We start from the raw sequence: 24,169 nt of genomic DNA, 5'->3' as shown, positions 1-24,169 counted from the left end.
GGTATGGGGGGATAGGTGACAGGTGACAGGGGACAGGTGACAGGGGACAGGGAGAAGAATTAATGACTATTGATTAATGAAGTCTAATAAGATTTGCTGTGCTACAGAACCTAAAGGTCTGGTTTCTCTAAGGTTTTTTGAATAAAATTTACCTTGACTAATATCTGCTGGTGTTAATAACGCCATATCGCAACCTTCATTTAACACCAATTGATGGAATTCTACCAGTAGGGGTGCATGGAACACATGACGCACTACTTTTTCATCAGGATAACAGCCAAATTCAACAAAGGGTGGCAGAATATAGCCGATTTCTTCTAGGATTTCTCGCTGTACTGCTATATCTGGTGTTTCGCCGGGTTCGATGTGACCGCCAAACAATGCCCAGTGACCAGGGTAGGGAATATTGGGGATATTGTCCCGCAGTTGCATCAAAAATTTATTATCTTGGTAGAGGATGGCGATCGCTACATGAACTTTTTGCTTATTCATTTGACATTATTTTTGGAATTAATGTAAATATTATTACTTCTCTTCCAAGTAAACCTCCCCAAATTCTTGGTCTGCTATGGGAATACTTTCGTATAATAATTTACCTTTAATTACTACTGACTCCCCCTCTTGGAAATTGCTTTGATTAGTTACAACCCAAATTTGGTCGGTGGAATCATTAATTAAATATGCCCGATGCTTTAATAAGGGAACTTTTCTTTCTACCTTACCTTGGATATAAACATTACCTTGTTTGTCAGGGGTGGCTTTTATTTTCTGAATCGCCGTCACATTGCTACCAAAGCTAATTTTATTACCTTTCAAGCCTGACACATTCAAAGGCGCACAGCTACAAAGTCCCACCAATAAAAGTAAGGTAATACCAATTCGTAGTTTGTAATTCATAACGATGCTCCGCCCCCTACGCTAACGTAATTTTCAAAACAGATTAGAGTCATTAGACCTCTTGCAAAAGTCATAATTACAGCGTCCTTCTTTGCGTCTTTGCGCCTTTGCGCGAAACAAAAAAATATTTATGCAAGAGGTCTATTAGTCATTAGTCATTAGTCATTAATTCTTCTCCCTGTCCCCTATCTCCTGTCCCCAATATGAGAAAATAGACAAGCAGACAGCAACGCCATAATAATCTACAAGCAAGGGTTATGTGTAACTATTGACCATTGATTAATAACCAATGACTATTAAAACTTGCGTAAGTTCTATATTTAAATTTAGGAATTCTCATGGAAACAAAAACTGCCACAATCTTGGATGGTAAAGCTTTAGCTGAAAAAATTCAGCAAGAACTAGCTTCACAAATCAAAGAATTACAAACCAAAATCGGTCGTCCTCCTGGGTTAGCGGTGTTGATGGTTGGGGATAACCCGGCTTCTGCTGCTTATGTGCGTAACAAAGAAAAATCCTGCGCTAAGGTGGGTATTGCTTCTTTTGGGAAACACTTCCCCCAAGAAACAACCCAAGAAGAATTAGAAGATGCGATCGCTACACTCAACCAAGATGAACAAGTAGATGGTATTCTCGTACAGCTACCATTACCAAAACATTTAGATTCTGTCAAGCTATTGCATCAAATTGTCCCCGATAAAGATGCTGATGGACTGCATCCAGTGAATTTAGGAAAACTGGTAAGAGAGGAAACAGGCTTACGCAGTTGTACACCTGCGGGAGTGATGCGGCTATTAGCAGAGTATGACATTCCTTTGGCGGGAAAACAGGCAGTAGTATTAGGACGCAGTATTTTAGTAGGTAAACCGATGGCCTTGATGCTACTAGAAGCTAATGCTACTGTTACTGTTGTTCATTCGCGATCGCAAGACATTACCAGTATCATTAGAAACGCTGATATTCTCGTTGTCGCCGCAGGTATCCCCGGATTAATTACTGCTGACATGGTGAAACCAGGCTCTGTTGTGGTAGATGTGGGGATAAATCGCGTCACTGATAATAGTAGTGGCAAAAGTCGCTTAGTTGGCGATGTTGAATTTGCAGCAACGGCTAATGTCGCGGCATATATCACCCCAGTTCCTGGCGGTGTTGGACCAATGACAGTGGCTCTTTTGCTAGAAAATACATTTGCCAGTTATTTAAAAGCAGCAAAGGAGAAGGGGATTTTAAATGATAAATGAAAAATTATGAAATGTAACATAACTCATCATTTATCATTTATCTTCCATGATTAATGAAGTATTAGTTAATCTTTTGACTCCAGAGCATCTTAAAATTGTGACGTGTATGACAAATAGCCAAAAGCCAAAAATTTAAGGAATTCTAAGGATGGTAGCAGCTGATAACCTTCAGAAGATGCCAGGAAAAGCCTCATTTAACCTAACAGCTTATCTTCAAGAGCGAAAAAAACTTTGTGAAGCTGCGCTGGATGAGTCACTTCCTGTCATTTATCCAGAAAAAATTTATGAATCAATGCGCTACTCGCTATTAGCTGGAGGTAAGCGTCTGCGTCCGATTCTCTGCCTAGCTACCTGTGAAATGATGGGCGGTACAATCGAGATGGCCATGCCTACAGCTTGTGCATTAGAAATGATCCATACTATGTCATTGATTCATGATGACCTGCCAGCAATGGATAATGACGATTACCGTCGTGGTAGGTTGACAAATCACAAAGTCTATGGCGATGACATTGCAATTCTAGCTGGGGATGGCTTATTGGCTTATTCTTTTGAATTGGTTGCTACCAATACACCTGAAAGTGTAGCAAGAGAGAGGGTATTGCAGGTAATTGCCAGACTGGGAAAAGCATTAGGTGCTGCTGGTTTAGTTGGTGGTCAGGTGGTTGATTTAGACTCAGAGGGTAAATCAGATATTTCCCTAGAAACCCTCAACTTCATCCATAACCATAAGACAGCTGCCCTTCTAGAAGCCTCTGTTGTCTGTGGTGGAATTTTAGCTGGCGCATCATCTGAAGATGTACAAAGACTCTCACGCTATTCCCAAAACATCGGACTAGCATTTCAAATCATTGATGATATCCTCGATATCACCTGTACCCAAGAGCAATTGGGTAAAACCGCAGGTAAAGACCTCCTAGCGCAAAAAGTTACTTATCCTAGTCTGTGGGGTATCGAAAAATCCCGTGCTAAAGCTCAAGAACTAATTGAGTCAGCGTGTGCAGAACTAGACCCATTTGGGGAATTAGCACAGCCACTCAAAGCACTCGCTCAATTTATCACCAGTCGCAATCATTAGATTAACCTCTGGGGGAATTCACAATTAAATTCAAAAACCCATTGCAATCAATCACAATGGGCTGTAAATTTTGGATTTTGTAGCTTGCTTTCCTCGGTCGGCGTAAGCCTACCCGTAGGGTATCTTAAATTGGAGTGTGGTGAAGCTGCATTTTGGGTTGCATCTCAACGTACTCTGTGAAAAACGACTACTGCTAATACTGACTAACCGAACCAAAAGACCATGCAGGACATAGGCAACATTTTAGACAACCGGGTGCTGCTGGTTGCTCTGGTAGCTTGTTTTTTAGCTCAAGCATTGAAGCTGGTGATTGAGCTAGTTCAACACCGCAAACTGAATGTCCGCGTTTTAGTAACCACTGGAGGTATGCCCAGCGCACATTCAGCCTTGGTGACAGCTCTTGCTACTGGTGTTGGACAAACTCTAGGTTGGGCATCGCCTGACTTTGCCTTGGCTACAATTTTTGCCATTATCGTCATGTATGATGCAGCCGGAGTGCGCCAAGCGGCCGGTAAGCAAGCCCGCATCCTCAATCAAATGATTGATGAATTATTTCATGAAAAACCAGACTTTAACCAAGACCGTCTCAAGGAATTGCTAGGACATACACCTGTACAAGTCATAGCAGGTTCAGCTTTAGGGATCACAATTTCTCTATTAGCTGGGTCTTTGTTGGTCAATAGTCAATAGGTAGGGGACAGGGGACAGGGGACAGGGGACAGGTGATAGAGGAGAAAAACTAATGACTTTTGACTTTTGACTTCGGAGCGCAGCGACGCTACTGTACTTGCACAACCGATCGCAGTAACATGACTTTACGGCTATCTACTAGTACAGCAAAAAAACCGCGATCGTTGAGCTTCTGCAATGTGTTGTAAGCTTCTTGTTGGTTAGTCGTATAAACTGCCAATAAATAGGGTTTTTGTCCGTAGGATGCCAGACCAACGTTACCACCTAGGGCTTGCTGTAAACTAGTTGCGAGTTCTGGACGGTTAAAATAATCTACTAAAACAGCAAAACCTTGTCCCAGCATTTGGGGATTATAGGTGATTTGGGGTGGCTGCTGTGGCTGCTGTGGCTGCTGGGCTAATTCCCCTGGTCTGGTGGTGATAATGGCAGACAAGCCTACAATAGTATTGATATATCTAGCCCAACGGTTGGCATCATCAATGCTTCTAAATCCCCCTATCCGTGTTACTGTCTCCGTCAGATATCGGCAGGTGGTAGTCTTAATTTCATTTGGTAAGGCACTGCGTAACTGCTTCTGATTTTCTGCTGTTGGACTGACTACCAGCAACAGATACTCCCCAGGCGTAGGAGGTTGACACACAGGAAGGGCTGTTTGGGCTGTTACGGGAGTTATGCTACCCATGAAACCTGCGCCTGCGATCGCTAGTCCGAATACACTGGATAAAATGGCAAATTTCTGCACAGAATTGGGACGCATAAGAGGATTTTGCTGAAAATTTTGTTTAGTTATGAGTCATAGTAAACAAGCTGATTACTATTAAATCTTGTAGAGACGCGATTTATCACGTCTCTAAGGACTATTGACTCATTGCTCAAGATACAGGAGCAAGGGATGCTATAGGATTCGGAATTGTTCCAGAAGGAGCTGGAAATTCTCCTGTAATGACATATTCTAACCGCAGTTTCAGCCAAGTAATAAATTGGGAATTAGTAGAAATAATAGCAGCTGCGGGTTGAGGACATTTAGCTTTGATTTGAGCCATTTCAGGTGCTTCTAAAAAAGCTGGTTGTGATACTAGCCAAAAATCAATTTCTTTTTCTTGTTCGTGGTAATGACGAGTGCGTTCTTTCAGAACTTCCTCAATGGGTTCTTCTTGCAACAAAAAGCGACGGCTGGCCAAAACGTAATAGTATGTTTGCATTGTCATCCTGTAATTACTAGCTAACTAACTAATAATTTTAAGGCTTAGATATGATTTATAAAGTAACCAAAAAAAATAGGGTAAGAAACTTCCTACCCTAAATCTTTTTATACTTTTTTAAGTAATGCAAATTACCAACAGCATTAAACTTTCGCCAATTCTGGTGTAGGACGTTTGCTGTTGCGAATATTGGTAATCGCCTCAGCATAATCTTTGGCGTTAAATACAGCAGAACCAGCTACGATCGCATTTGCGCCGGCTTCTAACACTTGCCAAGTATTATTAGCTTTAAGTCCACCATCTACTTCAATCCAAGGGTCTAAACCGCGCTCATCACACATTTGACGCAGCTTGCGGATTTTTGGCACTACCCCAGGGATAAAGCTTTGACCACCAAAACCGGGGTTAACGCTCATAATTAATATGAGGTCGCACAGTTCCAGAACATATTCAATCAGTTCTAAAGGTGTACCAGGGTTAAGTACGACCCCAGCTTGCTTACCGAGTTCTTTGATTTGTCCGAGAGTGCGGTGTAGATGTGGGGAAGCATTATGCTCGCAATGTACAGAAATAATATCAGCACCCGCTTTAGCAAAGCCTTCTACATATTTTTCTGGTTCGACAATCATCAAATGGACATCTAGAGGCTTATTTGTAACCGGACGAATCGCCTCCACTACCAGAGGACCTATCGTAATATTAGGTACAAATCGACCGTCCATTACATCAACATGAATCCAATCAGCTCCAGCTGCATCTACAGCGCGAATCTCGTCACCTAATCGACTAAAGTCGGCTGATAGGATAGATGGAGAAATAACAATTGGTTTTTGAGATTGGTTTTGGGTCATGGCTAGTGGCTTCTTAAGCGTCCTCTTCTGTAAGTATTGTAACAAAATAGGTAACAAAATATTGAGAATTTTTGGGATTGGGGAGAGGGGAGAGGGAATAGGTGACAGGTGACAGGGGACAGGTGACAGGGAAGAATACAAGATAGATAAACTAATAACTATTGACTATTGACTATGAATAAAAAATTAAGCTGGATAATTTGGGGTTTCGGTGCTTCTTGTTTGAGTTTGCCTGTTTTGGCTTCGGCTTTACCAAGTTCTTTAGGAACTAATGGTATTGATGTTTTGAGGCTACATCAACCTCCTTATAATTTGCTGGGTCGGAAAATTGCGATCGGTCAGGTGGAAATTGGTCGTCCGGGTATGTTTGGCTGGGATAAGGCGGTGTCTAAAAATCGTGCTTTATCGTTGGCGGGGGTTTTCTTACGCAATGCGCCAGCTAAGTCTAATAATAGCGTTGACCCCCATGCTTATAATGTGGCTGGCGTTATGGTCAGTAGAGATAAAGGTTTACCTGGAGTTGCACCGCAAGCAAGACTCTATTCTTCAGCTGTCGGTTCTACAAGAAATATGGGTCAACCAGAAGAGTGTTTATCAGCTCAACATATAGCTTTGCAAAATACTGGTGATGTTCGTGCCATTAACTTTAGTTTTGGTGAACCTCTCAACCGTGACCCCCGACCAGATGCTACTTTAGATGGCAAAGCGTTGTTGACTTTATGTGTTGACTGGTCTAGTCGTGTTCATAATGTTTTGTATGCGATCGCAGGCAATCAGGGTAAAGGTGGTATTCCCATCCCTACAGACAATTTTAACGGATTAAACGTGGCTTTTTCATCCCGGCGCGGGGGGATTTTTAATAAAGTCGATGTTTCTAATCTGGCGGGTTTAAATCAAGGGGTTAGTGGACGATTGGCTGGTAAGGAATTTAATGTGGATGGGCGACGCTCTATAGGTATAGTTGCACCAGGTAATAATATTCCTTTGCTCAATCCCGATGGCAAATTAAATAAGGTTACAGGTACAAGCTTTGCTGCACCTCATGTCACCGCTACGGTGGCTTTACTCCAAGAGTTTGGTGACAGACAACTACGCAGCAAACAACCAAATTGGAGTATTGATAGTCGCCGTCATCAAGTGATGAAAGCTGTTTTGCTCAATTCCGCAGATAAAATCCAAGATAAGGGTGATGGTTTACTGTTGGGGATGACGCGGACGCTGATTGATAAACAAAACCAAGATTGGCTAGGTTCTGATGCTTATAAAAACCCAAAAATTCCTTTGGATTCTCAAATGGGAACGGGTCATTTAAATGTTTTTCGCGCTTATCAGCAATTTAGTGCTGGTCAATGGCTACCGACTGCTACTATCCCGGCTGTTGGGTGGGATTATCGACAAGTAGATGCTAGTAAATCTGTTGACTATACCTTAGCAAAACCCTTAAAGCGGGGAAGTTTTGTCTCTATTACTTTGAGTTGGGATCGTTTGGTGGAACTCAAGGATACCAACAAAAACCAAATGTATGATTTAGGAGAAAAATTTAGCGATCGCGGTTTGAATAATTTAGACCTCTATCTCGTCAAAGCCGATAATAAAAATGCCGATGCTGGCACAATTTGTTCTTCAATGAGTGACGTTGATAGTGTAGAACACATTTTTTGCCCCGTTCCTGCTACTGGTAACTACAAAATTCGTGTGCAGTTCCGTCAGCAAGTCAACGAACCTACTCAAGCATATAGTTTGGCATGGTGGACTGTTTCTAATTAAGAGGTGACAGGTGACAGGTGACAGGTGACAGGGAATAGTGGATAAATTTCCTAATCCCTACTCTCTACTCCTGATTTTTGTCATTTAGAATACAAATTTTTTTTATGAAAGTGTATTGAAAATCAATATAATTTTAATGAGTGGATTTACTAAAAGCTTGTGCAGTCGCCGTTGATTTTTGCCGCAAAATTACCGTTACCAAAACTGTAACCGCCGAGTATTTAAATTATTGTTAATGCAAAATTAAATAGTGAACACAGCATTAACGTCAATATTTGGTAGACAGGTCAAAAATTTTGGTACATGAGGTAGTAAAATGATTCGGCAGAAATTCAGTGGTGTGAAAGAAAGTTTCCTGCAAAGACGTTACGCTGTGAGCTTAGGAAGACGTTATGTTCTAGCCGCAGCTAGCGTGGTTCTGTTTGGGGTTTTAGGTTGTTCTCAGGTAAATGATAGTACAAGTGCGTTAGCCCAATCCGATTTACCTCAAACAGCGTCCTCAGTGCAAAAAAAAACAGTAATTCCCGATACAAAAATCATCTCTGCTAACAATAAATTTGGCTTTAAACTATTTAAGGAAATCGGGAAACAAGAGAGTAGCACTAAGAACATTTTTGTGTCGCCTACCAGTATCGCGATCGCTCTGTCCATGACCTACAATGGTGCTAGCGGCTCTACTCAACAAGCAATGGCTAAGACTCTGGAGTTACAGGGTATCAATCTACCAGAACTTAACTCTGCTTACGCTTCACTCAACCAGCTGCTAGAAAATCCTGATCAAAATGTGCAACTGAAGATTGCTAACTCATTATGGGCGAATCAAAATGCTAGCCTGCGTCCTGATTTTATTCAGAGAACCCAAGATTTCTATAAAGCCAAAGTCACAACTGTAGACTTTCAGGATGCTGCTACCCCTAATACCATTAACAAATGGGTAAAAGATAACACCAATGGCAAAATCGATAGCATTGTTAACAAAATAGAACCAAATCAAATGCTGTTTTTGGTGAATGCCATATATTTTAAGGGGCAATGGACCGAGAAGTTTGATCAAACTCAAACTAAACCCCAACCCTTTTACATCTCACCAACTCAGCAAAAACCACACCCCATGATGTCGCAGACGGGTGATTATAAATACTACGAAACTGAACAATTTCAGGCTGTGAGTTTGCCTTATGGTCAGGATGGTAAAGTTAGTCTGTACATCTTTTTACCCAAGCAGAACTCTAATCTTAAAGCCTTCTCGCAAAACTTGAATGCTGAAAACTGGGACAAATGGATGTCTCAATTTAGCAAGCGGGAAGGATCAATTAAGTTACCTCGCTTTCAGACAGACTATGATATTACCCTCAACGATGCACTCAAAGCTTTAGGCATGGGAGAGGCTTTTAGTCAACAGGCTAATTTTTCCGGTATCGGCAAAAATCTAGCTATCAGCCAGGTGAGACATAAAACTTTTGTAGAAGTCAACGAAGAAGGTACAGAAGCTAGTGCAGCCACTTCTGTAGGTATAGTTGCCACATCTTTCAGAGAGCCACAAGTACCATTTAAAATGATTGTTGACCGTCCCTTCTTCACTGCAATTCGTGACAATCAGACAGGGAGCATTTTATTTATGGGTGCGATCGTTGATCCAAAGTAAATGAGGTAGAGACGGGATTAATCACGTCTCTACTAAAATGTTGCGTGTGGAAATTAAGGTAAAGTTGGCTGTTCAGAAACGTTCAAAGCCTTTTTTGTCTCTGCTTTGGGGTTCTCTCCTGGCGTGATTGATGTACTTGTCTCTGTGTGACTTGTACTTTCCTCTGCTTCAGTGATCAAGCTAGTAGGACGCAAAGCAGTTAGAGCAGTCTTAATAATCACAGCCGTAGGTACAGCTACTATTACCCCTAAAAGTCCGCCAACTCTAGCTCCTGTTAACACAGAAATTAATATCCACACAGGATTTAACCCAGTAAAACTGCCTAAAATCCGGGGTGCAATCAAGTTCTCTAAAATTTGCTGCACAATCACAGCTGCGATTAAAACTCTCACACCCATCGAGAAATCTTGCAACGCCACTAGGGAAGTAGTGAGGGCAATACCTACAGAACCGCCAAACGGGACGAGAGCCATAATGCCAATAGTTAGGCCAAATAATAGACCAAAAGGCACTTTCAGCCACAAAAATGTAGGAATCAGGGCTGAGGCCATACAAGTAGATAAAATTAGCTGGGTAATAAAGAAATTTTGAAAGCTGAGGCGTACCGTTTGGGAAAAAGGGTGACGAAATCTTGTTGGTAGCCATTCGACTAGACTTTCCCAAAGTTCTCCGCCGTGCTGCAAAAGATAGAAAGTTAACACCATCGTCAAGAGAAAATCTAGCAAGCTGGTGAATGTCACCACAGCCAGATTTAAAACTTGCCCAGCGATCGCCTGCAATTGTCCCTTGACGCGATCGTTAATTTGCACTACCAAAGCATCAAGGTTAAGAGGTAAGCCCATCACTTCGGCTTTTTCGTTCAACATCATTAATTGCGATCGCCCAGAATCAATTAATTCGGGAAGGCGAGCCACTAATTGTTGTGCTTGGGTAAGTGCCAAGGGAAACAGGGTTACACCTAAAGCTAAAAGCACCGATAGAGCCAGCAAAAACACTAAAATAGCTACTTGCTCTCGTTTTGCACCGTGATGCTCCATCCAGCTAACGGGATAGTTGAGTAGAAATGCTAAAACTGAAGCTCCAACTAAAATAGCTATGAGGGAATGGAAATAATTAAAAATTGCGGCAAATGCCCAACCATTGAGAACCAACAATGGGGCGAAGATAGCGATCGCCCCAATTCTCGCTATTGGTGTTAGTGTCTGCCACCAGTTGAATAGCTTGCGTGTCTGCATCTTAAACCGATTGCGGGATAGAACTCAATAAAATTCTGAATCTATAGCTTATTATCTCTAACTACACCACTGTCATTCATCCCTCTAGTTTAGGATTTGACAAAATATCTTATGAAAAATTCGGAATCGAGTGATCATTCTCTGTATCAAGAGAGTAAAGACTGGGAAATGGGGAGTGTGGAAGAAGACGTTACCCAATCCCTACTTGATAAAAAAGATGCAAAAAATGCCAAAACACAGTTGATTTTATATTTAATACCCGTGTTAGGTTTCTTTCCCTCCCTATGGATGGTTTATCGCCGCCAAGGTAATCGGGAACAACTAGCCGTTAGTCGTCTGTCTATTACTCTGGCATTTACCTGGCTTTTGGGCTATGCCTTATTAGCCACTGGGTCAGCAACTACCGATTTTTTAGCCCTGCGCCTGTTAATCCTCAATAGTTTTTGTACATCTGGTTATTTTTTGGTAAGTCTCTGGCTGATTTTCAGAATCATTCGAGGTAAGTCTCACCGTTTACCAGGGTTAAGCAACTTGGCAGAAAAATTATTGGATTAGGGGAAAGGGAACAGGTGACAGGTGACAGGGAAAGCTAATTTGTCTACAAGAGGTGTTAGCAAAACCCAGTATGGCTTTAAACCTTTACATTTTTGTCAAAAGAGAGAATGTCTCTAGATATATTCCCCACCATCAATTAAAGAGAAAACCTCAACCCAAGTAAAAACACTCAAAATTCAAACCTCTACACTATATAAATAGTATCTAATCCCTAATCCCCACCAAGTCCCCAATCCCCAATTCCCAAAAATATTCTGTCTACATCTAGTCAAACTGACTGAATTGTTGTCATACTTCAAGAAAACATTGAAAGATTTGCCACAACTAACAAAAAATCCTGCTATAAGTGTTGTGGTTGACGCTGTATTTACAGATCAGCATGGTTTATTAAAAGTTAGCTATTATGGGTTGATTTATCTGCATTAATTGTTAGTCGGCAAATATACATAATTTAATCAGTTAAGTGTGAGGCAGTCTGTGACCAGTCAAAGAACTTCGACCGAAGGAAACCAATCAGCGAGAGTCCCTAAGTCCAGGCAGAAAAATGCCAAGTCTGGGCGTTGGCTATGGTTCTGGGTGGGGATGAGTGGTATTGCTATGGTATCGGCAACAGCCGGGGCGTTGTTGGCAGTGTCTTTAAGTGGTACACAGTTACAACAAGCAGAGCTTAGTCCCCAAGAAGAAGCTGTCTTTGATGGCGATCGCATTGCTGGTAATGGGTTACGATTCTCAGAATTAACTCGTCCCGTAAATCTTCTTGTTATGGGTATGAGTGTACTACCGCCAGATGTACGGAATCCTCCTCCTGATACCCAAAACCTCCGACATTTACCGCAAATCAATTCCTTTGATGGTCTTGCGGATGTAATGCTTTTAGTTCAATTTCAACCAGAGAAGAAAAAAATAGCGATTTTGTCTATTCCCAGGGATACCCGCACCGAAATTGAGGGTTATGGGACAAGGAAAATTAATGCTGCCAATGTTGAAGGTGGCCCGGCTTTAACTGCTAAAACAGTTAGCAATGTCTTGGGGGGTGCAGGAATTGATCGCTACATCCGCATTAATGTTTTAGGGGTGGGCAAACTGATTGATGCTTTGGGTGGAGTCACAGTCCATGTTCCCAAAGATATGAAATATCAAGATGACTCTCAACATCTATATATTAATTTAAAGGCAGGTAAGCAGCATCTCAACGGCGATCAAGCACTACAATTACTTCGCTTTCGCCATGATGCACTGGGAGATATTGGCCGCATTCAACGCCAGCAAATGGTAATTCGGGCATTGATTGACCAGAGTCTCAACCCCGCTACAGTAACTCAATTACCAAAAATTCTCAACGTGGTCAAAGATAACATCGATACTAATTTAACTGTTGAAGAATTGGTGGCACTATTGGGCTTTGGAGTCCGCACCAACCGGGCTAATATGCAAATGTTTATGTTACCTGGTCGCTTTAGCGAAAATGGTGAGTATGATGCTAGCTATTGGATACCGAGTAAAAGAGGTATTACCAACTTGATGTCTCAGCACTTTGGTTTAGAATCATTCTCGGAACGCCAAATTACTGAGCCGGGCGCGTTAAAGGTAGCAATACAAGATAGCACAGGTAGCACAGATAGCGATCGCTCTCAACTCCGTCCTTTGATCAAAACTTTGGAAAAAGCCGGATATCGCAATATATATATTTATAAAGAGTGGTCTGAACCTTTGGAAATGACTAAAATTATCGCTCAAAAGGGCGATGGCGATAGTGCAGAATCAATTCGCAATACTTTAGGTTTTGGAGAAGTCCGCGTAGAAAGTACCGGTAGTCTCAATTCTGATATTAGTATCCAGGTAGGTAGAGATTGGTTGGAAAAAAAAGAGTGGTTAGAGAATTCCAGTAATTTTTGATAATTCAAAAGTCTTGTCTTTTCACAAAATGTAGGGGTTTAACGTTCAAAGCAAGAGAGACGCAAAATTTCGCGTCTCTAAAAATTTCATTCCTATTACTTCTTACTCATTACTCATTACTCATTTAAATGCGTGCTAAAACTGGTTGATTTTGTACTGCACTAACAGTGTTAGATTCAGCATCCGTGCAGTAAATCTCGCAGGAGTTATTTGGGCTTTCGATGAGTTTTATCTTGTGTAGCTTTGCACCTAGGTTTTGTACAGGCGATCGCAGTAAATTACTAATATACAGAGCGATATTCTCAGCAGTTGGTACAACCTCTGCAAAGTAAGGAATATCTTTGTTTAAAAAGCTGTGGTCAAATGCTTCTAGCACATGATCATCTATCGCCTGATTTAAAGCACCTAAATCGGCAATCATCCCAGTACGCTGATCAATTTCACCTTTAACAGTTACTTCCAAGTGGTAATTATGTCCGTGTCCGTGGGGACGAGCGCATTTACCGTAAATCTCAGCATTATCTTGATCACTGAGTTGAGGATGTGCTAGCCGATGGGCTGCGCTAAAGTGAGTGCTAATAGTTAGGTAAGCTTCCATTCCGTTTCCTATGTAATCTGCCCAAAGTTCAGGATGTTCAAACAACTGTATGCGGACTAGTGGTAAGTGGGGTGCTAGTCGCTGCCAAATAACCCGTGCAATATTCTCGGTCGTAGGCAAAGTTTGCTGAAAGTCTGCCCAGACATCATTGAGATAAGAAAAGTCCAATTGGCTGGTAACTTCGCTTTTAATTACGTGTTTCACGTCAGACAAGTTCAACACCATACCATATTCATCAAGTTCTCCAGCCATAGAGACAAATAAGACATAGTTGTGTCCATGTCCAGGAAATTTAGAGCAAGCACCAAATTTCTCAATATTTTCGGCTGGACTCAATTCTGGCAACCAATAGCGATGGCTTGCCGAAAACTGAGCGCGGCGATTTACAATACATTGCATGAGTACACTGGGAGCAGAATTTAAAATTTCTTAATCTTTCACTATTTACAGCATAAACTAATTCTTTGCCTGTAGTTATGGGAATCATATCCATATCCATAAGAAGAATGAATGTCAGACTAGGAATTTTAAATATGACTAACTCCGAAGCATTGAACCGTAACGAATCTCTGGTAACAGAACTGCTAAAGATCGTGAACACACTGCCTGGATTATTCGGATTTAAGGAAGAACTACAGCAAAAATTGGACAATTTACGCTCTGTTATCCAAGGAATGCGTCCACCACGAATCATGGTAATTGGTCGTTCTAGATCCGGTAAATCATCATTAATTAACGCCATTTGTGGTTTAAAGGTTGCAAAAGTCAGCCATACAAAACCAGAAACAGGTATGGCTGAGTGGAAGAAATACTACCATCATGGTAGTGATGTACTCCATATATTAGACACAAGAGGTTTACAGGAGTCTCAAGCACCCAGACAATATGATGCGGCAAAAACGCCTTATGAAAGCATCATGCAAGCTGTAAAAAAAGATTGCCCAGATGTCATTCTCTTCTTATGTAAAGCAACAGAGGTTCATGCTGCTGCTCACAACGATCTTGATGAGTGTGAATTAATCGTTGGAGAAATAAAGAAACTGTATCGGCGCGATTTACCTGTGATTGGAGTTTTAACAAAATGTGATGAAGTATCACCTCCAAAAGTTTCGTTACCCACTGACAACGAAACAAAAAACCGCAATATTCAGGAACAAGTTAAAAGTTTTCTTGCCTTTTTGAAAGCAAGACCAGGATTAAGGGAATCTGTCAAAGATGTTATTCCCACTGTTGCATATGCTGAATACGAAGATGGGGAAAACGGTTTAATTCTTTCTGAAGAAGACGATCGGTGGAATATTACTGAATTAGTAGAAAAAATGATCAACTACACGCCTAAAGAGATACACGGCTCTTTATCACGGATGGCGCAGATTACAAAATTTCAACTCCATGTTGCTAGGATAGTTGTTACCGCTTGTACTGCCTTGTGTGGTTTTGTTTCTGCAAATCCTATTCCAGGTGCAGCAATACCAGTAGTGGTTACGATTCAAACTTTTATGGTTATGTATATTGGCTGGCTCAGTGGAAAGGAGTTTTCAGAACAGATTCTCAAAGATTCTCTTGTAACTGGAGGAGTAGGTGTTGGAGCAAATGCTGGTATGATTGGTATTGCAGATATTGCTTTAAAATTTATACCTGGGTTTGGTAGCGTGCTGGCTGCAAGTGCAGGTGCGATCTCCACACAAGGTTTAGGGGATGCAGCGATCGCGTATTTTCTGCCACAATCAAAGGAAAGGCAGCATTGAGCCTTAGCTTCTGCCCTAGAATTATAGAAAGGAGTCATCACTACTCCACAGATGCTTGCGCTTCACAATGCAATCTTGTGGCGATGCGGAATAGTTCTTGCCCAGTGTGCAGATAACGCTCATCATAGTTCAAGGGAAAGTAAGCCAACTCTTCTAATCCATCTCCCACTTGACTGAGGCTGTAGTAGAGATGAGCTGCGGCTCTAGCTAGACTGGGAGGATTAGGTAAGGAACGAAAAGTAATTTGAGCTTGTTTAAGGTCTGCTTTACACTGTTGTAAATATTCCTGAAATTCATCTAGCAATTCATCATCAAAAGGATCGGCGGCGAGTTCTTCAATTTGCTCTTCTAGAGAATTGAGAATACTGCACAGTAAGCGATTGACTGGTTGATATACTAGGCGCAGCCATTCCTCAACTTGCTCATCAGCGTCTTTTCCTGACTTACGTTTAGTTTGGTAATGTTTTTGCGCTGAGGCTGTACGCTGTAGGCGATCGCTATTTAATTTGAGAGACTCACCCCGCAGTTGATTGTCATAATTGAGGCGAGTTTGACTATCGCCTAAAACTTCATAGGCTGCGTTAATGCGGATAATCTGCTCATGGTTAGCCGTGTCCTGATTACTATCAGGATGAAATAATTTCACCAAGCGGCGATAGGCTTGCTTAATCTCCGCTTGGCTAGCACTAGAACTCACTTTGAGAGTGTCATAGTGGTTAGAATCTTGTTTAAAATCGACCATTCATCCACTTGATTGTTAGCTGACGCTAGTGGCTACCTTAGCCTCTAGGTCTTGGAATAACGGCGTACTCAAATATCTTTCGCCAAAACTGGGCTGAATCATCACGATTAAGCGTCCCGCATTTTCTGGGCGTTGGGCTACACGAACAGCAGCACATAAAGCTGCACCACTAGAAATTCCAGATAATAGCCCTTCTTCTCTGGCTAAACGCCGACTATAAGCGATCGCTTCTTCATCACTGACTGTAATCACTTCATCAATTAAGTCTACCTTCAGTACCTGGGGAATAAACCCCGCACCAATACCTTGGATTTTATGGGGGCCTGGTTTACCGCCTGATAAAACTGGGCTGTTGGTTGGTTCAACTGCGATCGCTTGAAAGCTAGGTTTACGACTTTTCAGCACTTCCGCTACACCTGTGATCGTACCACCTGTACCCACCCCTGCCACAATCATATCTACCTGTCCGTCGGTATCTTGCCAAATTTCTTCGGCTGTAGTTTCCCGATGTATTTTCACGTTGGCTGGGTTGCGGAACTGCTGCAACATATAAGCATGGGGCGTAGTATTAACTATCTCCTGCGCCCGGCGAATTGCCCCACTCATCCCTTCCATTCCTGGGGTAAGTTCCAATTCTGCACCAAAAGCCCGCAACATTGCCCGCCGTTCACCACTCATAGTCTCCGGCATAGTTAAAATTAAGCGATAACCCTTAGCAGCAGCAGCCATCGCTAATGCAATACCTGTATTTCCCGATGTGGGTTCTACCAATACTGTCTTTCCAGGAGCAATTAACCCTTCCTCTTCGGCATCATTAATCATACTCACGCCAATTCTGTCTTTCACGGATGACGACGGGTTCATGCTTTCCAGTTTGACTAAAATTTGTGCCACACATCCCTCAGCTTGGGGAATGCGATTCAACTGCACTAAAGGTGTCCGACCAATCAATTCTGTAATGTTATTAGCAATCCGCATATTTTTTCCTTATCCATTATTTATTAATCATTTATCCATAATCTCAGCGTTTATAGTCTAGAGTCCACAGCTTTCTTTACGATTGACTAATGACCAATAACTATGGACTAAATGTAGTACATAATATCCAACTGCCGCCGCGAATCTCTTTTTTCGCAAAGATCCTGAAGGGTGTAATTTTGCAACACAGAATTAGCAGCTTGACAAGCTTCTTGCCAAATGTCTTCTATCACTGCACCGTCTAAAGTCTTCGAATTGTCATTATCTTCACCCGTCCTCACATCTAACCCTTCCAAACATTCTAATATTTCCAGCAAGTTGATTTTGCGAGGTTCTCGCGCTAAAAAATAGCCCCCTTTTGACCCGCGTTGGCTTTTGAGTATCCCTCCACGCCTTAAGGTCGCCAGCAACTGCTCCAAATAACGATCAGGGATTTTTTGCTGGGCGGCGATTTGTCGAATTTGCATGGGTTCGCCGCTTTCGTAATAAGTTGCCATCTCTAATAAGGCAAGAATTGCGTATTCTGATTTACACGATATTTCCACAAGCAAAAAATTAAGTGATGAATGAAATTATGAGAGAGTTGACCTGACTTTTCACGTTATGTTTAACCTTCTCTAGTATACTCCGGTTCACCACTAGGGTTTCTGTCTTATGCTAATTCGTGATTTTTTGGCCTTAACCAAGCAGTATTGATATGAGTCCTATAGTTCGTAGTAAGGACTTCAGTCCTGATTCGACCGAAAATTACAACTATATTGCTGTTTTTTAAGGATTTTCGGCATTTTTATATACAATAAGTAGTTAAACATAAAAAAACCCCGCTTTAAAGCAGGGTTTTTATGTTTAAAATGTTGAACCGATTCGGAATGCTCTAGAAGGTGAAAGTAGTTCTTAGAGTACCGATAATCGCATCATCGTTGTTGCCATTTTGATTAATATTGGTCAACCAGATGACACCAGGGGTGATGGAAATGTTGTCAGATACGCGGTACTTGTAGAAACCTTCAACTTGGTAGGGAATATCGTTAGAACCAGCTACAACACCACGAGCGTAGGGTTGTGCGCCTGCAAAAATACCTAATACGTTACCTTGCTTACCAAAGTCAGGTAATGCTACGCCCACACCATAAGACCAAACTTCTCTATCATCACCAATGCCAAAGCCTGTAACATCGGTATAAGAAACAAAGCCACTAAATGATAATTTATCACTAGGTCTAAAGGCTGCTGATAAACCGTAGGAGTTGCTGGAGGATGCAGCAATTGGATTAATGGCGCGGTTAGCTAGCGGAGTACCTACTAAGACGTTGCCATCTTCATTGGCAAATAGATTAGTTCCTGTACCACTGTAACCGTGAACGTAAGTTGCAGCTAACGCTATGCGATCGCCTACACTAAAGTTCAACTGACCTAATGCGGCATAGTTACCGTTAAAGATACCTGAACCAGTACCAGGATCATTAGCTTCAGAACCTAAATAACCTACAGTTAGGGAACTTGGTCTGAGGATACCGCCACCTCTACCAAAGGGTAGGTTGACAGCTATACCAGCACCACCGCCAATCCGATAGATGGGGCTTTCCGAAGAGAAGGTAGATAACGCACCGTTACCACCATCTGTTTTGTCAAAGAAGTAGGGGTTGTTAACAGCAGCATAATGGCTGTGTCGTCCACCAGCAGCAGCCAAGTAAACTTGAGCAGGCCCTACGGGTGCTTCATAGGTCAGTCGATCTATGGTTACATTGTTGTTACCAGTGCTACCAACTTGGAATGTTTGTGTGCCTTCACCACTGGTTTGTATGCCGTCACCACCAGTACCATTGAGGTCAAAAGCATTAGCATTACCAGCCGCTAGACGGGTGGTTAACAGGTCTCTACCTGTGAAGCTGGTGTTTAAGCTGAGACGGACTCTGTTTTGGAAGACGGTGTTATTATTGTCTCCGGCTTGGTCGCCAAACACATCACTCACCGCAAAAATAGCTTCACCGGCAAGTTTGGTGGTGGTGGAGAATTGGTTGGCTTCCAATTCCGCAGTCCGTGCTTCTAAGGCATCTACACGACCACGCAAGGTTGCTAGTTCAGCAGAAAATTCTTCTTGCAGGCGTTGTAGGGTAGCTAAATCTTCTTTAGTTACTAAGTCAGCTGTTGCTGTAGCAATCAGTTCGTTGACCCGATCCAAACAGGCGTTCAAACCTGCGGCAAATTCATAACGGGTTAAAGCTCTGTTACCGCGATATGTGCCGTTGGGATAACCAGCAATACAACCGTAACGCTCAACCAAGGACTGCAATGCTTGGAATGCCCAATCGGTTGGTTGTACGTCGGAGAACTGAGAAACTGATGTAACTTGGGACTGAGAATTGTTAGCTCTGCCTTCGTTACTATAAAGGTTAACTTGGTTTATTACTTTTGTATCTTCAGCCATTGGGGCTGATTGAGCCACAATTACTGGCTCTGGAGCAACTTCAGACACCTTGGTTTCTGTGGTTGCTACTTCAGTTGTTGGGACTACAGTTGCTGGTACTTCTGTGGTTGTACTGGGGGCTGCGATCGCTGTTGAAGAAACTAACAGTGTTGCTCCTAATACCGCAGGGCTAACCACTAGGGATTTCCACAATAGATTAGACATTTTTACTTTTCTCCTCACACCTTGTATAGATAATTGTTTTCGCTGCACTTAATTCTCAAATACGCGACATTTTATTCCAATCTGTCGATGAGGCGTAGTTGCCACTACCACAATTTTAGTTTTTGCAAAGCTAATAACTGATTAACTTAATTGTTAAAAATTCATGTGATCAACTCACGCAAAAACATAACTATATAGCTTATTATTATAGAGTATTTGAGCTACATGGCAAGAGATAAGCGATCGCCTCATTAACTGTCACACCTAATCACTTATATAAAAAAAGAGAGAGTAGGGTTTCAAAAGTTCCCTACTCTCTGCAAATTTTTAGTTCGCCTCAGCCTTGAATTGGCTTCTATAAAAGCATTTAACTAATCCCAGAAATTACTCCGGCCAAATCAAAATCCTTTTGTGTCAAGCCACCTGCATCATGTGTTGTTAATGTAATTTGCACTTTGTTATAAGAAATCTGTATGTCTGGATGGTGTCCGGCTGACTCCGCAGGTTCTACCAGCTTATTAACAAATGCGATCGCTGCCACAAAGTCTTTAAATTTGCGGGTAGTTTGTAAGGTAGAACTTTCTACTGTCCAACCTGAAAGGCTGCTGGCTTGCGTTTGAATTTCTGCATCAGTTAGTAGTTGCGCCATATCAAAAACCCATAGTACCGCCGTGAAGGCGGAAGTCAAAAGTCAAAAAGCTTATATAAATTTTAGAATACCTATAAAAAAAACTATCCGCTCTGATGTTAGATCAGTTGATCTATATCAGAGCGGTCTAGCGGGTCTTCAGGTTGCAACCAGACTGCCGGAAGGAACTCCGTGCTTTAGCCTAGCTACTAGTAGCTTACTTAGTCTGACTAGCAGACTAAGGCTAACTTTTAGAGAACAGCCCCGGCACACAGCCGGCTAACTGCAACCTGATGACCCACGCGTTTACTACTTTCTATCATGGGCATCACCTCCTTATTGCCTAATCGGTCTAAGTCTCAAAAAGGCAGAGAATAAATCTCTGGGCGTTAACCTTCGATTACTATAGCATATCAATTCTGAGATTCTCGCCCTTGATCAAAAAAAACCTCCGCTAAAATGCGGAGGCTATGAAAATTCAGACAAAAGACGAATGTTAACTCACCACGATTAGAGTGCGTTACCGCGAGGTAGGACTTCTTCGGGGAACACAAATTTTTCGTGAGGCTGATCTTGAGGGGCCATCCAAGCGCGGATACCCTCATTCAACAAAATGTTCTTGGTATAGAAGGTTTCAAATTCTGGGTCTTCCGCAGCGCGTAATTCTTGCGATACGAAGTCATAAGCCCGCAGGTTGAGGGCTAAACCCACAATTCCGACAGAACTCATCCACAGACCAGTTACTGGCACAAACAACATGAAGAAGTGCAACCAGCGTTTGTTGGAGAATGCAATCCCGAAAATCTGTGACCAGAAACGGTTTGCTGTCACCATTGAGTAGGTTTCTTCAGCTTGGGTGGGGTTGAATGCGGGGAAGGTGTTTGAGCCTTCGCCGTCTTCAAATAAGGTGTTTTCTACGGTTGCACCGTGGATGGCACACAATAATGCTCCACCTAATATCCCTGCTACTCCCATCATGTGGAAGGGGTTGAGTGTCCAGTTATGGAAACCTTGGAGGAATAGTAAGAAGCGGAAAATTGCTGCTACACCAAAACTGGGTGCGAAGAACCAAGAAGATTGTCCCAAGGGGTACATCAAGAAGACGCTGACGAATACCGCGATGGGGCCTGAGAATGCTAGGGCGTTGTAAGGACGGATGCCTACTAGACGCGCAATCTCAAATTGACGTAGCATGAAGCCGATTAAGCCAAATGCTCCGTGCAGTGCTACGAAAGGCCAAAATCCACCTAGTTGACACCAACGAGTGAAGTCGCCTTGTGCTTCTGGTCCCCACAACAACAATAGGGAATGTCCCATGCTGTCGGCGGGGCTAGATACTGCTACTGTCAGGAAGTTTGCCCCTTCTAGGTAGGATGAGGCTAGTCCGTGGGTGTACCAGGAGGTGACGAAGGTTGTGCCGGTTAGCCAACCGCCTAGTGCTAGGAAGGCGCAGGGGAATAATAATATTCCTGACCAACCTACGAACACGAAGCGATCGCGCTTTAACCAGTCGTCTAGTACGTCAAACCACCCTCTACTGGGGGCGCGTCCTACTGCGATGGTCATGAAAACAAATCTCCAAATCTTTATAAGTACGAGGTTTTTTGTAGACTTGCTTGATTTAGCTATCTACAAACAGAAATGTTACCAGATTGTCAATCTAGTTTACAATTTTTTACTGACTCTAATAATTCTAGGTGCAAATTGCTAATTTTTCCAGTGGCTAATGGGAATAATTTTATTTTTGATACAGAAATTATGAGAAATCTGAGCTAGAGACTAGGGGCTAGACGTTAAAAAGAAGCAGAGGGGAGGAAATACCTAATCCCCAATTCCCCATTCCCAATTCCCATAACGCTAAAATGAGTCCTACAGTTATATGTAGTTACTGCTAAATGTTTACCATTGACTTAACCATCAGAAATACTCCTTTTCCCGCATCAGTGCAACGTAAGACAGCAGAAGACGCTGAAGCCGTTTATCAGCTAATCTTGGCGGCTATGCGTTCTGGGAATCCTGACATTGTAGAACTTAAGTGTGAAGGCAAGACAGAGAAGAAAATCGCTGTTCGTGCCACTGAAATTACTGGAGTCCAGATTACAGAAAAAGATGGTGTCAGCACCAGCAGTGGTAGAGCCCCAGGCTTTTTTGCCTTAGCTGGTGAATAACCCAAGGTTTAATCATGACGGAAGCGGGCATTTTAGTTAAAGATTTACAGTTCAGTTGGCCTAATGGTGAGACAGCAATTCAATCTTGCTCTTTGGAAGTACCCAAAGGGGAATTTTGGATGCTGTTGGGTACAAATGGCAGTGGTAAATCCACATTACTTCGTTTGCTAGCGGGGCTGTTAGCTCCCCAATCTGGAGAGATTGGGGTTTTACATCCTGTTGGCTTTGTCTTCCAAAATCCCGACCACCAACTAGTGATGCCAACTGTTGGTGCAGATGTGGCTTTTGGTTTAGTAGAAGAAAACCTGCCAACAACTGCGGTGAGAGCAAGGGTGACAGAGGCATTAGGGGCAGTAAATTTGAGTGCTTTTCAACTACGCCCAATTTATGCCCTCAGTGGGGGACAAAAACAACGGGTAGCTATAGCAGGTGCGATCGCTCGTCATTGTGAAATATTATTATTAGATGAACCCACAGCTTTACTTGATCCAGATAGTCAATTGGACTTAGTGGCTAGTGTCCGCAACCTAGTGAAAAGTAGAGGTATTACTGCCTTATGGGTGACACACAGATTAGACGAGTTGAATTACTGTGATGGTGCTTTCTTACTAGAAAAAGGCCAACTCATAGATAGTGGTGAACCACAGCGTCTTAAACAAAGGTTGATGAATATAAATGGGGAATAGGGAATAAAACCAATTCGCAATTCGCAATTCGCAATTAATTCAGCCACCCAAAAGGGGTGGGGTTTTTACTGCCCTAATTCTTCCCAATCCCCAGTCCCCAATCCCCATTCATCAATAATTTCTAACAACGGCGACGCGCCCTTAAAAGACGCATCGCCGTTGTTATGAGAGGGTTTTTTAGGCAAACTTTGCAATTAAATCACATTATTTTGTTTTTTGTAACATAGTGTTACAAGCAATACTTCTATTACTATAAAAGTTATGAATGGATCTTGTTAACTCTAGAAAATTGTGATTAAAAACCATGCCCCGTTCCCTATCCCCAGCCGTCTTGTTAGTAGACGGCTACAATATAATTGGTGCTTGGCATTGCCTTAAAAAAACCCGTGATACTGCTGGACTAGAGGCGGCTCGCTGGGAACTTGTAGAAGCGATGACAAGTTACAGCGCGTTTCAAGGTTATGAAACTCAAATAGTTTTTGATGCCCACTATCAAAATACCTCTAGTAATAGGGAAGTGATCACCGAGTTTTTATCAGTTCATTACACTGATTTCGGGCAAACAGCAGACTCTTATATAGAAAAAACCTGTGCATCTTTGCGCCCTCAATTTTCACAAACTCGGATTTCTCGTGTAATTGTTGCCACATCAGACCGCGCACAACAGTTAACAGTACAGGGATATGGGGCTGAATGGTTATCAGCACTACAATTGTGTGGGGAGGTACAAACTACTGTTTGTCGGGTCAAACAAAGGTCTCAACCACGCACACAATCTAAGAGTAGATTTTTGGCTAGTAGTATTGATCCTCAAGCAAGACAAAAGCTTGCTCAATTGCGGATGGGATTGTAAAGTAAGAGCGTCCGATTCCACCGCCTCTAGTCGTTTTCTAGAGAAAGTTTTGGCTGGGAAGAATCTCCAAGTTGAGCAG

Annotated in this window: 24 protein-coding genes; 11 read left to right on the top strand and 13 right to left on the bottom strand. The window is 42.3% G+C overall.

Translation table 11 applies throughout. From position 1 onward, the window contains the following. Nucleotides 1-66: 66 nt before the first annotated feature. Both L6494_RS12280 and L6494_RS12275 read right to left on the bottom strand, forming a co-directional pair. The gene (locus L6494_RS12280; RefSeq protein ID WP_237995238.1) at nt 67-492 is read right to left on the bottom strand and encodes an NUDIX hydrolase; all 426 of its coding nucleotides are present in this window, start codon (nt 490-492) and stop codon (nt 67-69) included. Between the two features lie 33 nt (nt 493-525). Then, complete coding sequence (locus tag L6494_RS12275) at nt 526-897, bottom strand: hypothetical protein (protein ID WP_237995236.1); 372 nt, start codon at nt 895-897, stop codon at nt 526-528. Nucleotides 898-1,235: 338 nt separating this feature from the next. Between L6494_RS12275 and folD the strand changes: the two genes are divergently transcribed. The 3 genes from folD (at nt 1,236) to L6494_RS12260 (ending at nt 3,906) form a co-directional block, all read left to right on the top strand. After that, complete coding sequence (folD, locus tag L6494_RS12270) at nt 1,236-2,138, top strand: bifunctional methylenetetrahydrofolate dehydrogenase/methenyltetrahydrofolate cyclohydrolase FolD (RefSeq protein WP_237995234.1); 903 nt, start codon at nt 1,236-1,238, stop codon at nt 2,136-2,138. Nucleotides 2,139-2,286: 148 nt separating this feature from the next. Then, complete coding sequence (gene crtE / locus L6494_RS12265; RefSeq protein WP_237995232.1) at nt 2,287-3,216, top strand: geranylgeranyl diphosphate synthase CrtE; 930 nt, start codon at nt 2,287-2,289, stop codon at nt 3,214-3,216. A gap of 222 nt (nt 3,217-3,438) precedes the next feature. Further along, nucleotides 3,439-3,906, top strand: a complete 468-nt coding sequence (locus tag L6494_RS12260; protein WP_237995230.1) for a divergent PAP2 family protein — start codon at nt 3,439-3,441, stop codon at nt 3,904-3,906. A gap of 88 nt (nt 3,907-3,994) precedes the next feature. Here L6494_RS12260 and L6494_RS12255 read toward each other — a convergent pair whose 3' ends face one another. The 3 genes from L6494_RS12255 to rpe form a co-directional block, all read right to left on the bottom strand. Continuing rightward, nucleotides 3,995-4,663, bottom strand: coding sequence for a hypothetical protein (locus L6494_RS12255; RefSeq protein ID WP_237995228.1), 669 nt, complete (start codon nt 4,661-4,663; stop codon nt 3,995-3,997). A gap of 115 nt (nt 4,664-4,778) precedes the next feature. Continuing rightward, the gene (locus tag L6494_RS12250) at nt 4,779-5,108 is read right to left on the bottom strand and encodes an MgPME-cyclase complex family protein (RefSeq protein ID WP_237995226.1); all 330 of its coding nucleotides are present in this window, start codon (nt 5,106-5,108) and stop codon (nt 4,779-4,781) included. Between the two features lie 143 nt (nt 5,109-5,251). Further along, nucleotides 5,252-5,959, bottom strand: a complete 708-nt coding sequence (gene rpe, locus L6494_RS12245; RefSeq protein WP_190706910.1) for a ribulose-phosphate 3-epimerase — start codon at nt 5,957-5,959, stop codon at nt 5,252-5,254. Between the two features lie 174 nt (nt 5,960-6,133). On the opposite strand from rpe, the gene L6494_RS12240 reads away from it, so the two are divergent. Both L6494_RS12240 and L6494_RS12235 read left to right on the top strand, forming a co-directional pair. Continuing rightward, on the top strand, nt 6,134-7,726 hold the full coding sequence (locus L6494_RS12240) for a S8 family serine peptidase (protein ID WP_237995217.1): 1,593 nt from the start codon (nt 6,134-6,136) through the stop codon (nt 7,724-7,726). Between the two features lie 316 nt (nt 7,727-8,042). Then, nucleotides 8,043-9,371, top strand: coding sequence for a serpin family protein (locus L6494_RS12235; protein WP_237995215.1), 1,329 nt, complete (start codon nt 8,043-8,045; stop codon nt 9,369-9,371). 53 nt (nt 9,372-9,424) lie between these two features. Here L6494_RS12235 and L6494_RS12230 read toward each other — a convergent pair whose 3' ends face one another. Further along, entirely contained in the window at nt 9,425-10,606 is a 1,182-nt protein-coding gene (locus L6494_RS12230; RefSeq protein WP_237995213.1) for an AI-2E family transporter, read from the bottom strand. 111 nt (nt 10,607-10,717) lie between these two features. Between L6494_RS12230 and L6494_RS12225 the strand changes: the two genes are divergently transcribed. Both L6494_RS12225 and L6494_RS12220 read left to right on the top strand, forming a co-directional pair. Beyond that, nucleotides 10,718-11,161, top strand: coding sequence for a hypothetical protein (locus tag L6494_RS12225; RefSeq protein ID WP_442946995.1), 444 nt, complete (start codon nt 10,718-10,720; stop codon nt 11,159-11,161). Nucleotides 11,162-11,638: 477 nt separating this feature from the next. After that, nucleotides 11,639-13,057: an LCP family protein gene (locus L6494_RS12220; protein WP_237995211.1), complete on the top strand. Its 1,419-nt coding sequence runs from the start codon at nt 11,639-11,641 to the stop codon at nt 13,055-13,057. Between the two features lie 124 nt (nt 13,058-13,181). On the opposite strand, the gene L6494_RS12215 is transcribed toward L6494_RS12220, so the two are convergent. Next, a complete protein-coding gene (locus L6494_RS12215; protein WP_237995209.1) occupies nt 13,182-14,054 on the bottom strand; it encodes a 6-carboxytetrahydropterin synthase in 873 nt (290 codons plus the stop codon). A 134-nt stretch (nt 14,055-14,188) separates the two neighbouring features. On the opposite strand from L6494_RS12215, the gene L6494_RS12210 reads away from it, so the two are divergent. After that, the gene (locus tag L6494_RS12210) at nt 14,189-15,403 is read left to right on the top strand and encodes a GTPase family protein (RefSeq protein ID WP_237995207.1); all 1,215 of its coding nucleotides are present in this window, start codon (nt 14,189-14,191) and stop codon (nt 15,401-15,403) included. Nucleotides 15,404-15,443: 40 nt separating this feature from the next. On the opposite strand, the gene L6494_RS12205 is transcribed toward L6494_RS12210, so the two are convergent. From L6494_RS12205 to psbD, 6 genes are all read right to left on the bottom strand, one after another. Next, entirely contained in the window at nt 15,444-16,145 is a 702-nt protein-coding gene (locus L6494_RS12205) for a J domain-containing protein (RefSeq protein ID WP_237995205.1), read from the bottom strand. A gap of 15 nt (nt 16,146-16,160) precedes the next feature. Next, on the bottom strand, nt 16,161-17,123 hold the full coding sequence (cysK, locus tag L6494_RS12200; RefSeq protein WP_237995203.1) for a cysteine synthase A: 963 nt from the start codon (nt 17,121-17,123) through the stop codon (nt 16,161-16,163). Between the two features lie 107 nt (nt 17,124-17,230). Further along, on the bottom strand, nt 17,231-17,668 hold the full coding sequence (locus tag L6494_RS12195) for an RrF2 family transcriptional regulator (RefSeq protein ID WP_237995202.1): 438 nt from the start codon (nt 17,666-17,668) through the stop codon (nt 17,231-17,233). A 329-nt stretch (nt 17,669-17,997) separates the two neighbouring features. Beyond that, complete coding sequence (locus L6494_RS12190; protein WP_237995200.1) at nt 17,998-19,755, bottom strand: iron uptake porin; 1,758 nt, start codon at nt 19,753-19,755, stop codon at nt 17,998-18,000. A 367-nt stretch (nt 19,756-20,122) separates the two neighbouring features. Then, nucleotides 20,123-20,404, bottom strand: a complete 282-nt coding sequence (locus tag L6494_RS12185) for a 4a-hydroxytetrahydrobiopterin dehydratase (protein WP_237995190.1) — start codon at nt 20,402-20,404, stop codon at nt 20,123-20,125. Nucleotides 20,405-20,893: 489 nt separating this feature from the next. Further along, on the bottom strand, nt 20,894-21,949 hold the full coding sequence (gene psbD, locus L6494_RS12180) for a photosystem II D2 protein (photosystem q(a) protein) (RefSeq protein WP_237989747.1): 1,056 nt from the start codon (nt 21,947-21,949) through the stop codon (nt 20,894-20,896). A 329-nt stretch (nt 21,950-22,278) separates the two neighbouring features. On the opposite strand from psbD, the gene L6494_RS12175 reads away from it, so the two are divergent. The 3 genes from L6494_RS12175 (at nt 22,279) to L6494_RS12165 (ending at nt 24,090) form a co-directional block, all read left to right on the top strand. After that, the gene (locus tag L6494_RS12175) at nt 22,279-22,551 is read left to right on the top strand and encodes a hypothetical protein (RefSeq protein ID WP_237995188.1); all 273 of its coding nucleotides are present in this window, start codon (nt 22,279-22,281) and stop codon (nt 22,549-22,551) included. A gap of 14 nt (nt 22,552-22,565) precedes the next feature. Then, a complete protein-coding gene (locus tag L6494_RS12170; protein WP_237995186.1) occupies nt 22,566-23,237 on the top strand; it encodes an ABC transporter ATP-binding protein in 672 nt (223 codons plus the stop codon). A 304-nt stretch (nt 23,238-23,541) separates the two neighbouring features. Next, on the top strand, nt 23,542-24,090 hold the full coding sequence (locus L6494_RS12165) for an NYN domain-containing protein (protein WP_237995183.1): 549 nt from the start codon (nt 23,542-23,544) through the stop codon (nt 24,088-24,090). The last annotated feature ends 79 nt before the right edge of the window (nt 24,091-24,169 follow it).

Source organism: Nostoc sp. UHCC 0870 (assembly GCF_022063185.1).
In the GTDB taxonomy this organism is placed as follows: Bacteria; Cyanobacteriota; Cyanobacteriia; order Cyanobacteriales; family Nostocaceae; genus Trichormus.
This window is presented reverse-complemented; position numbering and strand designations above follow the sequence as displayed.